12 protein-coding genes are annotated in these 12700 nt (G+C 70.4%); 6 read left to right on the plus strand and 6 right to left on the minus strand.

Features of this window, described 5'->3' with window-relative positions; translation table 11 throughout:
• Positions 1-3: 3 nt before the first annotated feature.
• Positions 4-2517, minus strand: coding sequence for an ATP-dependent helicase HrpB (gene hrpB / locus DFR50_RS19170; RefSeq protein ID WP_113890874.1), 2514 nt, complete (start codon positions 2515-2517; stop codon positions 4-6).
• Positions 2518-2620: 103 nt separating this feature from the next.
• Between hrpB and DFR50_RS19175 the strand changes: the two genes are divergently transcribed.
• Positions 2621-2980: a VOC family protein gene (locus DFR50_RS19175; RefSeq protein WP_113890875.1), complete on the plus strand. Its 360-nt coding sequence runs from the start codon at positions 2621-2623 to the stop codon at positions 2978-2980.
• Positions 2981-3021: 41 nt separating this feature from the next.
• On the opposite strand, the gene rplA is transcribed toward DFR50_RS19175, so the two are convergent.
• The gene (gene rplA / locus DFR50_RS19180) at positions 3022-3735 is read right to left on the minus strand and encodes a 50S ribosomal protein L1 (protein WP_113890876.1); all 714 of its coding nucleotides are present in this window, start codon (positions 3733-3735) and stop codon (positions 3022-3024) included.
• A gap of 4 nt (positions 3736-3739) precedes the next feature.
• Entirely contained in the window at positions 3740-4186 is a 447-nt protein-coding gene (rplK, locus tag DFR50_RS19185; protein WP_113890877.1) for a 50S ribosomal protein L11, read from the minus strand.
• A gap of 434 nt (positions 4187-4620) precedes the next feature.
• Between rplK and DFR50_RS19190 the strand changes: the two genes are divergently transcribed.
• Positions 4621-5112 carry a DUF29 domain-containing protein gene (locus DFR50_RS19190; RefSeq protein WP_113890878.1) on the plus strand — a complete coding sequence of 164 codons (492 nt, stop codon included), beginning with the start codon at positions 4621-4623 and terminating at the stop codon, positions 5110-5112.
• 6 nt (positions 5113-5118) lie between these two features.
• Here DFR50_RS19190 and DFR50_RS19195 read toward each other — a convergent pair whose 3' ends face one another.
• Both DFR50_RS19195 and cobT read right to left on the minus strand, forming a co-directional pair.
• Positions 5119-5394 (minus strand): DUF29 family protein, encoded by a 276-nt coding sequence (locus DFR50_RS19195; protein ID WP_245427961.1) that lies wholly within the window; start codon positions 5392-5394, stop codon positions 5119-5121.
• A gap of 649 nt (positions 5395-6043) precedes the next feature.
• On the minus strand, positions 6044-7996 hold the full coding sequence (gene cobT / locus DFR50_RS19205; protein ID WP_113890880.1) for a cobaltochelatase subunit CobT: 1953 nt from the start codon (positions 7994-7996) through the stop codon (positions 6044-6046).
• A 221-nt stretch (positions 7997-8217) separates the two neighbouring features.
• On the opposite strand from cobT, the gene DFR50_RS19210 reads away from it, so the two are divergent.
• Positions 8218-9663 carry a coniferyl aldehyde dehydrogenase gene (locus tag DFR50_RS19210; RefSeq protein ID WP_113890881.1) on the plus strand — a complete coding sequence of 482 codons (1446 nt, stop codon included), beginning with the start codon at positions 8218-8220 and terminating at the stop codon, positions 9661-9663.
• A 55-nt stretch (positions 9664-9718) separates the two neighbouring features.
• Here DFR50_RS19210 and DFR50_RS19215 read toward each other — a convergent pair whose 3' ends face one another.
• Positions 9719-10084, minus strand: a complete 366-nt coding sequence (locus DFR50_RS19215; protein WP_113890882.1) for a DUF1236 domain-containing protein — start codon at positions 10082-10084, stop codon at positions 9719-9721.
• A 247-nt stretch (positions 10085-10331) separates the two neighbouring features.
• On the opposite strand from DFR50_RS19215, the gene DFR50_RS19220 reads away from it, so the two are divergent.
• The 3 genes from DFR50_RS19220 to DFR50_RS19230 all read left to right on the plus strand — a co-directional run bounded on the left by DFR50_RS19220 (position 10332) and on the right by DFR50_RS19230 (position 11927).
• On the plus strand, positions 10332-10904 hold the full coding sequence (locus DFR50_RS19220) for a YceI family protein (protein WP_113890883.1): 573 nt from the start codon (positions 10332-10334) through the stop codon (positions 10902-10904).
• A complete protein-coding gene (locus DFR50_RS19225; protein ID WP_170153291.1) occupies positions 10901-11488 on the plus strand; it encodes a cytochrome b in 588 nt (195 codons plus the stop codon). The genes DFR50_RS19220 and DFR50_RS19225 overlap by 4 nt, the downstream gene beginning before the upstream one ends.
• Before the next feature lie 181 nt (positions 11489-11669).
• Positions 11670-11927, plus strand: coding sequence for a hypothetical protein (locus DFR50_RS19230; RefSeq protein ID WP_147262816.1), 258 nt, complete (start codon positions 11670-11672; stop codon positions 11925-11927).
• Positions 11928-12700: the final 773 nt, after the last annotated feature.

A 12700-nucleotide genomic window follows, 5' to 3' on the forward strand; every position in this document is an offset into this window, starting at 1 on the left:
CCGTTACGTTCCCCTTGGCTTGGCGCGGGTCGTCGGAGCCGCGCCGGCCGGATCCTCCGGCCAGAAGTGGCGCGGGTAGCGGCCGCGCAGGTCCGATCGCACCGCCGCCCACGAGCCGCGCCAGAAACCCGGCAGATCGCGGGTGATCTGGATCGGACGGTGCGCGGGCGAGAGGAGATGCAGCGTCAGCGGGATCGTTCCGCCGGCGACCGACGGGTGCTCGGCGAGGCCGAACAGTTCCTGCACGCGCAGCGCGATCGCCGGGCCGCCTTCGGCTTCGTAGTCGATCGCCGCCGCGGTGCCGGTCGGCGCGACGAAATGGGTCGGCGCGTCGTCGTCGAGTTTTCGCGCGAGGCCCCAGGGGACGAGGGCGTGGAGCGCGTTCGATACGTCGTCGGCGCCGATCTCGTCGAGCCGCGTCTTGCCGAGAAGGAACGGCGCCAGCCAGTCGGGATCGTTCGCCAGCCGCTCGTCGGAGACGTCCGGCCAGCTCTCGCCGTCCACCCTGTCGCCCCCGGCCCGGCGCAGGAACAGGAGCCTGCCGCGCCATTGCGCGAGCGCCTTGCTCCACGGCAGCCGGGCGAGGCCGAGCGCGAGGACGCCGCGGGCCAGCGCCGTCGCGCTCGCCGCGTCCGCAGGCACGGCGAGGGTCTGCTCGGCGAGCGTCAGCGCGCCGAGCCGGCGCCGCCTGCGCGCCCGCAGCGACGCGGAGGCGCGGTCGAAGGCGATCTCCTCGGCGGTTTCGATCGCGGCCCCGGCGACCGCCTCGACCTCGGCAAGGCCGAGAGGGGCCGCGAGCAGAATCCGCGCCGCGGCCGCGCGGCCGGCGACTTCGCCGATGGCGAGATAGGGCTCGCCGGCGAGCGGGTCATGGGCTTCGAGCGAAGCCGCCCGCCCGTTGGCCATCAGGAACGCGCCACGCCTGCCGCGCGCCATGGCGATGCGGTCGGGGTAGGCGGACGCCAGCAGCGCGCCGGGCAGGCCGCGGGTCGAGCCCGGGGGCCCGGCGCCTCCTCCCGAGGGCGAGGGGAGGGCCTCCGCCGCCCGCTGCGCCAGTCCCCGCGCCAGCCGGCGCGCGTCCTCGGCCCGTTGCGAGCGGTCGCGGCGAAACGCTTCGAGCCGCGTCGTGAGATCGACCGCGTCGCCGCCGAGCCCGCGCTCGGTGATGAGGACGGCGACTTCGGCGGCCGTCCGAGCGTCGCCTGTCCGCGCCGCGTCGACCACCATGCGCGCGAGCCGAGGCGGCAGCGCGAGGCGGGCGATCGATCGACCCTCGTCGGCGATCCGGCCGGAGGAGTCGACGGCGCCGATCGAGATCAGCAGGGCGCGCGCTTCCGCGAGCGCGGCGCGCGGCGGCGGATCGAGGAAGGCGAGCCTCGACGGATCGGTCTCGCCCCAGAGCGCGCAGTCGAGCAGGAAGCCGGAGAGATCCGCTGACAGGATTTCCGGCGCCGCATAGGGCGCGAGGCCGCCGGTCGCCGCCTCTTCCCACAGCCGGTAGCAGACGCCCGGCTCGACGCGCCCCGCGCGACCGCGGCGCTGGTCGGCGTTGGCCTTGCTGACGCGAACGGTGTCGAGCCGGGTCAGTCCGATGTCCGGCTCGTAGACCGGCACGCGCATGAGCCCGCTGTCGATCACCACGCGAACCCCCTCGATCGTCAGCGAGGTCTCGGCGATCGAGGTCGCGAGCACGACCTTGCGCCGGCCCGGCGGCGCGGGCGCGACGGCGCGGTCCTGGGCGCGAAAGTCCAGCGCGCCGTAGAGGGGCGCAATGTCCACGTCCGGCCGCCGGATACGCGCTGCGAGCGTCTCCGCGACCCGGCGGATCTCGCCTTGTCCCGGCAGGAAGACGAGGATCGAGCCGGTCTCGCGCTCGAGCGCCTCGAGCGTCGCCCGCGCGACCTCGTCTTCGATCCGCGCATGGCGGTCGTGGCCGAGGTAGCGGGTGACGACGGGAAAGGCTCGGCCGAAACTCTCGATCAGCGGGGCGTCGCCGAGCAGGCGCCTGACCCGCGCGCCGTCGAGCGTCGCCGACATGACGAGCAGCCTCAGGTCCGCGCGCAGCGCGCCCTGCGCGTCGAGCGCCAGGGCGAGGCCGAGGTCGGCGTCGAGCGAGCGCTCGTGGAACTCGTCGAACAACACCGCCGCGACGCCGTCCAGCGCCGGATCGTCGAGGATCATGCGCACGAACACGCCCTCGGTCACCACTTCGATGCGCGTGCGCTTCGACACCAGGCTTTGCAGGCGGACGCGCAGGCCGACCGTCTCGCCGACCGTCTCGCCCAGGGTGGCGGCCATGCGGGCGGCCGCGGCGCGGGCGGCGAGGCGGCGCGGCTCGAGCACGATGAGCCGGCCGCCCTGCGTGAAAGGTTCGTCGAGCAGCGCGAGCGGAACGCCGGTGGTCTTGCCGGCGCCGGGCGGGGCGACCAGCACCGCGCGGGCATGCGCCGCGAGCGCCGCCCGCAGCGCGGGCAGGGCTTCGTCGATCGGAAGACGGAAGCGCGGATCGAGCGTCATAATCTGGACCAGAGTGTAGGAAATCGTGAGTGGTCGCGCCCGCACTCGACGACCCGTGGTCCCTCGTCAAGTGCGCGCGCGCCAGCAACACGAGGAGCGCGCCATGGAGCAGCGGCTGATTGCGATTTTGCCCTGCAAAGACATCGACGCCGCGCAAGCGTTCTTCGAGCGTCTCGGCTTCCAGCTCGAGCCGGGCAGTCTTCCCGATTACCGGATGCTCGCCGACGGCCTGGGCGGCGAACTCCATCTCAGCCCGGCGGTCGAGGGGTGGCTCGATCCGGATCGCAATCCCTTCGCCCTCTATCTGTGCCGCAGGGACGTCGACGCCGCCGCGGCGGCGTTCGCCGGCGAGACGCTGGGACCGCCCGAGGACAAGCCCTGGGGGACGTACGAGTTCGCGCTCGACGGGCCGGACGGCGCCCTCGTCCGGGTCGGCTGGCCGAGCCGCCTGCGGCGCAAATGAAATCGGCGGGCCCTTAAAGCCCGCCGTTGTCCCGGGTCGACTTACGTCCCGACCGAAACCGCCGTGTGCAGCGTCGCGAGGTCGACCCGCACGCCCGGGCCCATGGTCGAGGAGACCGCGGCGCGGAGCAGGTAGTGGCCCTTGGCGCCGGCGGGCTTGGCGCGATTCACCGCGTCGACGAAGGCGCGGATGTTTTCCGCGATCTTGTCGTCGCCGAACGAGGCCTTGCCGACCGAGCCCTGGACGATGCCGGCCTTCTCGGCGCGGAACTCGACTGCGCCGCCCTTGGAGGCGACGACCGCCGACTTGACGTCCATCGTCACCGTGCCGACCTTCGGGTTCGGCATCAGGCCGCGCGGGCCGAGAACCTTGCCGAGACGGCCGACGAGCGGCATCATGTCGGGCGTGGCGATGCAGCGGTCGAAGTCGATCGTGCCGCCCTGGACGGCGGCGACCAGGTCCTCGGCGCCGACGACGTCGGCCCCGGCTTCCCGGGCTTCGTCCGCCTTGGCGCCGCGGGCGAACACCGCGACGCGCAGGGTGCGGCCGGTGCCGTTGGGCAGGTTGACGACGCCGCGGACCATCTGGTCGGCGTGCTTGGGATCGACGCCGAGGCCGAGCGCGAGCTCGACGGTCTCGTCGAACTTGGCCTTGGCGTTGGCCTTGACCAGCTTGACCGCCTCGTCGAGCGGGTAGAGCTTGGTGCGCTCGATCGCCTTGCGGGCGTCCTGGATGCGTTTGCCGTGATGCGCCATGGTCTTACCCCACCACCTGCACGCCCATTGCGCGGGCCGAGCCTTCGATCATCCTCATCGCCGCCTCGACCGAGTCGCAGTTGAGGTCGGGCATCTTCTTCTCGGCGATCTCGCGCACCTGCTCGCGCGTCACCTTGCCGACGATCTGCTTGCCCGTCGTCTTGGCGCCGGAGGCGGGCTTCTTGCCGATCTTGAGGTTGGCCGCCTTCTTGAGGAAGAAGGTCACCGGCGGCTGGCGCATCTCGAAGGTGAAGGAGCGGTCCTGGAAGGCGGTGATCACCACCGGGATCGGCGTGCCCTTCTCGATCTGCGCGGTGCGCGCGTTGAAGGCCTTGCAGAATTCCATGATGTTGAGGCCGCGCTGGCCGAGCGCGGGACCGATCGGGGGCGACGGATTGGCCGCGCCCGCCGGCACTTGCAGTTTGATGTAGCCGGCGATTTTCTTCGCCATGATGCTGCTCCATGAGGAGACGCCGCCGCTTGGCGCTCTTGCGGAAGAGGGGGCGGACGGTCGGGCGCGCCTGTAGGGCGCGGTCGCTGACCGCGCCGGCCGCGCTCCCAAACGTGTCCGTGAGGACACCCGCCTCTCGACGGCCTTTGGAGCGCGAACGCGGTCGACGACCGCGCCTACAGAAAACGTCCGGCGAATGCCCCGTTCTGGCCGCAAGGCCCCGAGCGGATGCGCCAGGTTGCAGGTTCGTGGTGCGAACGGCATCCCCGACTGGCGAGACGGGCGTTCTTCCACGGCTGTGGGACGGCTCGTTAGCAGGTTTGCCGGCGGAGGGCAAATTTTCGAAACGGAGCGTGCCGGGGTCGCGCCCACCGCGGTTTGCGGGCTTTCGGCGACTGCGGCATAGTGCGGGAGGTTGGTCGAGGACCCCCGGCATGAGCAAGGCGAAAGCAGCAGACCCGCTTGCGTCTCCGCCAGGGCGGCGGAATGCAGCGACGGATTACGACAAGGACGTTCTCCTCTGGTCGCAGGAGCAGGCGAAACTCCTGCGCGCCGGCCGGTTCGCCGAACTGGACGTCGATCATCTGGCGGACGAGATCGAGGACGTGGGCAAGAGCGAAAAACGCGAACTCGCGAGCCGCATGGCCGTCCTGCTGGCGCATCTCCTCAAATGGAGCCGGCAGCCGGAGAGAAGAGGCGCCAGCTGGCGAGCGACGATCAACGACCAGCGCAAGCGGATCGCGCTCGCGCTCAAGGCGACTCCGAGCCTGAAGGCCGCGATGCGCGATCCGGATTGGCAGACCGACGCCTGGCTCGACGCCCGGTCGCAGGCCCGCAAGGAGACCGGACTGCCGGAAAGCGATTTGCCGGATTCCTCTCCGTGGTCGATGGAGCAGGCGGCGGACCCAGACTTCTGGCCGGAGTGAACGCCGTCAGAGGACGCTGACAGTCCTACTCAGGCCAGAACGCCTCGTCCATCGCCTGCGCAAGAGCCCACGGGATCGCGCCGGAAACGCCTCTTCCCTCATCTCCGTCTCGACCGCCGCCTTGCGGCGGGCGTATCGGTAGGCGGAGGCCGTGACCTCGTCGAGAACCGACTTCAGGCTCGGGTTATCGGCCAGAATGTCGGCCAGAATGTCGGCGATCTCGTCCCGGGCGTTGGCGATCGACAACCTCCACGAGGGACCGCGCTTCGCCGGCTGTGCCATATCGAGGGCGCCTGCCAAGCGCGTGCTGCTCCGGGAAATAATTGACATCAAGATATGGATTCTGATAAACTGAATTTATGGAGTCGATGTCCAACTCAACCGTCGCCTCGCCGGGCGACCCGCCAGCCAGACCGGCGGCTTGCCGCCCGCAGCGCCGTGTCGGCGGGCGTCGCAGCCCGTTCGAGAGTCGATGGCGACACGTCTTTCGCGGGCTCCTGGGGACGTGGACGCAGATGGGGCGACTCCCGCCCGGGCGCGGAGCTCTATCGGGCAGCCGGGTGCAGATGTCGGGGCGTCGATGGAGAGGCGGCCGCTGGCCGCGCACCGCGCTCACCGAGCGCGGCTACAAGGGCGCGGGCGCGCGGCCTTGGTGAACCTTGGGGTTGACGCGCAGTTGTCGACGCCGAGGAGGGGGCGATGACGCTTCCCGCCGTCCTCGCGAGGAGCCCGAAGGGCGACGTGGCGATCCAGGGGCCGTCTGCGCCGGGGTTGGGCGGGGCGTCAGGCGTTGGCTTCGGCCCGGCGGCTCTGGCTCGCCACGTCGCTTCGCTCCTCGCGATGACGGCGGCTTGGGAGTTACAAAGTGACAGGTTTTGGCGCCCAAGCTCCTGATATCGCGCGATCGGCGCCAAAACCGCGCACTGCGGGCCTACGGTGTGACGCTGAGCCCGAAGTCGAGCTTGCGGCGCCTCGGCGTCGTCTGGCGGGCGACCGTCTTCGGCGCCGCCTTCTCGTCGAACAGTTCGGCGAGCTTGTCGGTCATCGCGCCGCCGAGTTCCTCGGCGTCGACGATGGTGACGGCGCGGCGGTAGTAGCGGGTCACGTCGTGGCCGATGCCGATGGCGATCAGCTCCACCGGCGAGCGGGTCTCGATCTCCTCGATCACGTGGCGCAGGTGCCGCTCGAGGTAGTTGCCCGGGTTGACCGAGAGGGTCGAGTCGTCGACCGGCGCGCCGTCCGAGATCATCATCAGGATCTTGCGCTGCTCCGGCCGTCCGAGCAGGCGCTCGTGCGCCCAGGCCAGCGCCTCGCCGTCGATGTTCTCCTTGAGCAGCCCCTCGCGCATCATCAGCCCGAGGTTTTTGCGCGCGCGCCGCCAGGGCGCGTCGGCGGCCTTGTAGACGAGGTGGCGCAGGTCGTTGAGCCGGCCGGGATTGGGCGGCTTGCCGGCCTGCAGCCACGCTTCGCGCGACTGCCCGCCCTTCCAGGCGCGGGTGGTGAAGCCGAGAATCTCGACCTTGACCCCGCAGCGCTCGAGGGTGCGGGCGAGGATGTCGGCGCAGGTCGCCGCGACCGTAATGGGACGGCCGCGCATAGAACCGGAATTGTCGATCAGCAGCGACACGACCGTGTCGCGGAAATCCATGTCCTTCTCCTGCTTGAAGGACAGCGGCTGCTGCGGGTCGATGATGATGCGCGTCAGGCGCGCGCTGTCGAGCACGCCCTCCTCGAGGTCGAAATCCCAGGAGCGGTTCTGCTGCGCCATCAGCCGGCGCTGCAGGCGGTTGGCGAGCCGCGACACCACCGCGCCCAGGTTCTGCAACTGCTTGTCGAGATATTCGCGCAGGCGCTGCAACTCGTCCGGGTCGCACAGCTCGTCGGCGCCGACGGTCTCGTCGAATTTCTGCGTATAGGCCTTGTATTCCGACGTCCGGCGCTCGGGCGACTGGGACGGCGGCGGGCGGTTCTCGGCCGCTTCGTCGGCGTCGCCTGCTTCGCCCTCGTCGTCGAGCTCGCTCGAGGGCGCCTCGACCGTGTCCATCGCGCCCTCGTCGGCGTCGTCGGTCGCGTCGTCGGCGGCCTCGCGCTGCATCGAATCCTGCGACTGGCTTTCGTCGCCCTCGCCTTCGGCCTCGTCCGGCTCCTCGGGCGGCGGACTCTGCTCTTCGTCGTTCTTGTCGTCGGCGTCGGCGTCCGCATCGCTCGTGAGGCCGAGCGAGGCGAGCAGCTTCTGGACGAGCCGCGCGTAGGCGCGCTGGTCGAGGATGGCGTCGCCGAGCCGGTCGAGGTCCGCCCCGGCCTTCTCCTCGACGAAGTCGCGCCAGAGCTCGGTCAGCCGCTCGGCCCCCGCGGGCGGCTTCAGGCCGGTCAGGCGCTCGCGCGCCAGCATCGCGACCGCCTCTTCCAGCGGCGCCTCGTCGCGCGAGCGCGCCTCGGCGAACGGGCTCTTGGCGTAGCGTTCGTCGAGCATCGCGCTCAGGTTCGCCGCCACCCCCTCCATGCGGCGCGCGCCGATCGCCTCGACACGCGCCTGCTCGACCGCGTCGAACAGCGCGCGCGCCGCGGGGCTCTGCGGCGCGAGGCGACGGTGGACCGCCTCGCTGTGGCAGGCGAGCCGGAGCGCGAACGAATCGGCGACGCCGCGCAGGATCGCGGCCTCGCGCGCGCTGGGCTTGCGCGGCGGCTCGGGAAGGCGCGCCTTGGCGCCCTCCGGCCCGGTGACCAAAGCGGGCTTGTCGGACGAGAAGGCGACCTCGAGCTCGGGATTGCGGGCGAGCGCGCGCGTGCAGGACGCGACCGCCCGCTTGAACGGTTCGCTCGCCGCCTCGGACCTGGACCCGGGTTTGCGATTGCTGGTCGGTTTGACGTCGAGGGCGGACATGACGGCTTTATGCCTCTCGCGGCCGCGGGCCGCAAGGAAAGGCGCGCGCCGTCGCGCCGGTTTCGCGAGGAAGCGGGGGCCTGCGCCCGCAGCGAAGGGCGCACGATCCTTTATCGCAGGGCGCAAATGCGCATTGACGGGAGCGACGGACGCCCTAAATCCCGGTTGAGGCGCGACCCGAACCCCGCGCGGGTTCGCGCCGAACCCGAAGGCAGAATCCCATGAACGCGCCGTTTCCCCCCGCCGAGCTCGCGATCCCCGCTGCGTTCCAGACCGTGTTCGACGCCCAGCGAGCGGCGTTCCTGAAGTCGCCGCCGCCGACCGCGGCCGAGCGCCTCGCCGACCTGAAGGCGCTTTCCCGCATGGTGCGGGACAACGAACAGGCGATCGTCGCCGCGATCAGCGCCGACTACGGCAATCGCAGCGCGTTCGAGACCAAATTCGCGGAAATCTTCTACGTCGTCGACGCGGCGCACGACGCGGCGAAGCGCCTGAAAGGCTGGATGCGGCCGCAGCGCCGCGGCGTCGACCTCATGGCCTTCGCCGGGGCGCGCAATCGGCTGATCCCGCAGCCGCTCGGCGTGGTCGGCGTCATCGTCCCCTGGAATTATCCGCTGATGCTGAGCTTCGGCCCGCTCGTCAGCATCTTTGCCGCGGGCAACCGGGCGATGGTGAAGATGTCGGAAAACTCGCAGCGGCTTGCGGAACTCCTGAGGGAGATCGCGCCGAAGTATTTCCCGGTCGAAAAGCTCGCGTTCTTCGACGACGGCGGCGGCCGCGGGCCGGCGTTCTCCTCGCTTCCCTTCGATCACCTGATCTTCACCGGATCGGGCGCGACCGGCCGCGCGGTGATGGCGAACGCGGCGAAGAACCTTACGCCGGTCACGCTCGAACTCGGCGGCAAGTCGCCCGCGATCGTCGCCCCCGACTTCCCGATCAAGACCGCGGCCGAACGGATCCTGTGGGCCAAGACCCTCAACGCCGGCCAGACCTGCCTCGCCGTCGACTACGTCTTCCTGCCGCGCGGCAGGGAAACGGAGTTCGTCGACGCCTGCAAGCGCCTGTTCGCCAAGCGCTATCCCGACATCAACGGGCCGGACTTCACCTCGATCATCGACCAGCGCAGCTTCGACCGGCTGACGGCCGCCCTCGAGGACGCGCGCGCCAGGGGCGCGACGCTGGTGAACCTCGCGGAAGGGCAGAGCCCCGACGCGGCCAGGCGCAAATTCGCGCCGCACATCGTGCTGAACCCGACCCCCGACATGGAGGTGATGCGGCGCGAGATTTTTGGGCCGATCCTGCCGATCCTGCCCTACGACACGCGCGAGGAGGTCGCGGCCGCGATCAACGCTGGCGACCGGCCGCTCGGCCTCTACCCGTTCACCAACGATTCCGGCACGCGGGACTTCTATGTCGACCGCGTCCTGTCCGGCGGCGTTTCGGTCAACGAGGCGGTCCTGCACGTCGCGCAGCACGACCTGCCGTTCGGCGGCGTCGGCGCGAGCGGCATGGGGCACTATCACGGCCGCGAGGGCTTCGAGACGTTTTCGAAGATGCGGCCGGTGTTCCAGCAGGGCCCGGTGTCTTCGGTGCAGCTGATGATGCAGCCGCCCCACGGCGGGCTCGGCAGGCGGATGGTGGATTTCATGACGCGCCTTCGCGGCTAGCGGCGCGCCGATTGCGGAAGCGTCCGCGAGCGCGGGCGCTTCCGGTTTGGCGCCGCTACGGTATGACCCGAACGATGCGGTGGGTCTTGCGGTCCACGATGACCCGCTGATTGTTCACCACGATGTATCTGTAGCCCGGATACTGCGGAACGTCATAGTAGGTGTAAGTGTCCGGCAGCGCCTCCCCGACCGCGACCGGGCCCTGGTAGACGACCGACGGCTGCGGCGCCAGCGAAGAGCCGACCAGCGCGCCGACGCCGGCGCCGACGACGGTCCCGACCGGGCCGCCGACCACCGTGCCGACCGCCGCGCCGCCGACGGCGCCGCCGACCACCGCGGGGGTGCGGTCATCGGCCTGGGCCGCAGCGACCGGAATGGAAAGGGCCGCAGCGGTTGCGGCGAAGACGATCATTGCTCTCATTCTTGCTCTCCGGGTTGTTCGCTACGATCACAGGTAGCTTGTTGACAAACATCCGGCGCCCGGGAAGGTTCCGAGACCGCGGCGCCTGGCCAGCGCGCCCGCCGGAGCTGCAGGCGGGCATGCCGGAAATCCGGCGGCCGCCCGCTCGCCGCCCAGATTTGGCCTTAGCTTGAAGAAACGGGTTCGGTAGGCTCGCGCGCGCGACGGGCGACCGTTCCGGTGAGCGCGACGACGGCGGGAGGCGGGCATGAATCGCACGGAGTGGTCCTTGCTCGCGGCCTGCGCCGCGATGGGCGTGGTGTCGGCCGGCCTCGCCGTGGCGGCGACGACCTGGCGCATCGACCCGGCGCGCACGCGCATCGCCTTCGCGATCGATGCGGTCGGCTATCCGCAGACGCAGGGACGGTTCGACAGATTCGACGGCCGCATCGCGATCGACCTCGCCCGCCCGGAGCGGAGCAGCGTCGTCTTTCATGTCCAGTCGGCCTCGGTCGACGTCGGCTCGGCCTCCTTCGGCGACTACCTGCGCTCGCCGGCCTTCCTCGACGCGGACAAGCATCCCAGCATCGATTTCGTCTCGACGTCGGTGGAAAAGCTCAGCGACCGCTCGGTCCGGGTGTCGGGCGAGCTGACGCTGCTCGGCGTGACCCGGCCGCTGACGGTCGACGTCGCGGTGGAACGGCCGGCGGGCGCGGCGCAGACGCTCGCATTCTCGGCCCGGACCCATATCGACCGGCTGGCGTTCGGGATGAATTCCGGCTTTCCGCTGGTGTCGCGCGACGTCGACCTGACGATCACGAGCGCGGCCGCCCAACTGTGACCGAACGGCCGCTGCGCTGGAGCCCGGCCGTCGTCGTCCTGCACTGGATCAACGCGGCGCTGATCGTCTTTCTCCTCGCGCTCGGCTGGGCGATGACGCATTCGGTTTTCGACGCGGGAACGACCTTCGATCTCTACCAGCGGCACAAGTCGCTCGGCTTCGCCGCGCTCGCGCTCACCCTGCTGCGCATGGCCGCGCGGCTGCGCTATCCCGCGCGCCCCTGCGTCGCAGGCCGGGACGGGCTTTTGGCGCGAATTGTCCAGGCGGCGTTGTACCTGCTGACGCTCGCGGCGATCGCGGCCGGCTGGCTGGTCGTCTCGACCTCGCCGCTGCCGGTGCCGACGCAGGTCTTCGGCCTATTCGTCATGCCGACCATCGCCGCGCCCGACGCCGCGCTGTTCGCCGCGGCGAGGCTCGCCCATCAGATCGCGGCCTACGCCGTCGCCGCCCTCGTCGCGCTGCACGTCGCCGGGGCGCTCAAGCACCTTGCCGTCGATCGCGACGACGTGGTGAGGAGGATGCTGCCGTGGGCGACCGACTCCGACTCCCCGCCGAGCGCGCCGGGGAACCCCGAGTCTTCGTGACCGGGCGCTAGCCGCGAAGGCGAACCGGGAGCGCCGCCGACGGCCGTTTCCGGGCGGCGGCCTCGGCAGAACGGCTGAGACGGTTTGCGATCGCCCGCCGATCTTTTCCCTTGTCAGATCCGCCCGATCGTCGCAATCTGGGCTCAGAGCGGGGGCATCCGCCAACTGACAACGGTCCGACATGTCCGAGGACGTAGACCATCTCCTGAAGTGTCGGATGAAAATCCTGATGCTGGATGTCGAGACGATCGGACGCGAGTTTCCCGAGATTTTCAGCAGGGTCAAGACGAACTGCCCGCTGTGCGAGGACCGGCCGGCCTGCGTGCTGGACCTGAACTGCGATCCGAACGACGTGGCCTGGGAGGCCTATTGTCCGAATGCGGACGTCCTCGGGACGCTGGTCGCGCTGACCGGACTGAACGGGTCGGCGCCTCGTTAGGCGCTCGCCCGGCGACCGCGCCGTGTAGCCGCGCGCGCCCGGCGCCCCCGTTCAAAAGAACGCCCGGAAGCCGGGGCCAGCCGGGACGGTTGCGCCAGCATGACGACGTTGCTGTTTACGTCCACGGTGAGAGCGCGGCGCCGTTCCGGCTCCCGGATCGAGATTTTGCAGAGGTTTGCGGCCCGCTTCGATTCCGCAACGGCCGGGGCCGGCGCCGCGTCGATCGTCATCGCGGGCGAAGCGGGGCGATCCAGTGGCCACGAGGGTCGGGCGTCGGTCCTGAGCGGGCGCCTTCGGTCCCGCCGGCTGCTCCCGCAACCCCGGCCGGCGAGGCGAGGGGCCCGTCGTGTCGGCTCCGGAAACGAGACTTTTCAGCAGCTTGCGGCGCGATTCGGTTCCGCCGGTAACACCCAAGCCGGCAGCGAACAGCGCCGTCATCGCGAGCGACCCCCGGGTCGAAGAGCCCGGGGGGAAGCGATCCACGGCCGCTGGGCCGCTGTCGCGCCCTCTGGTCGTCCCGCCGCCCTTCGTTGCGAGCAGAAGACGGAGCAATTTCTTCCGCAGGAGGCAAGCGGCGGCATGGATTGCTCTTATGTCCTTCGTCAAGAGGTCGGACACGCGATCTCGTCTCCGCTCCTTGTTGGGAGGAAGGATGGCCTCGGATGATTGCGCAGGGGTGGGGGCGAAGCCTGTTGGACGTCGGTGATCAAACTCTAATACGCGGGTTTGTTCCGCATGTCCGAGTTGCGTCCGGGGCTGCTCCGCGTCTTCGT

Origin of the sequence: Roseiarcus fermentans (genome assembly GCF_003315135.1) — a bacterium.
GTDB classification, from domain to species: Bacteria; Pseudomonadota; Alphaproteobacteria; order Rhizobiales; family Beijerinckiaceae; genus Roseiarcus; species Roseiarcus fermentans.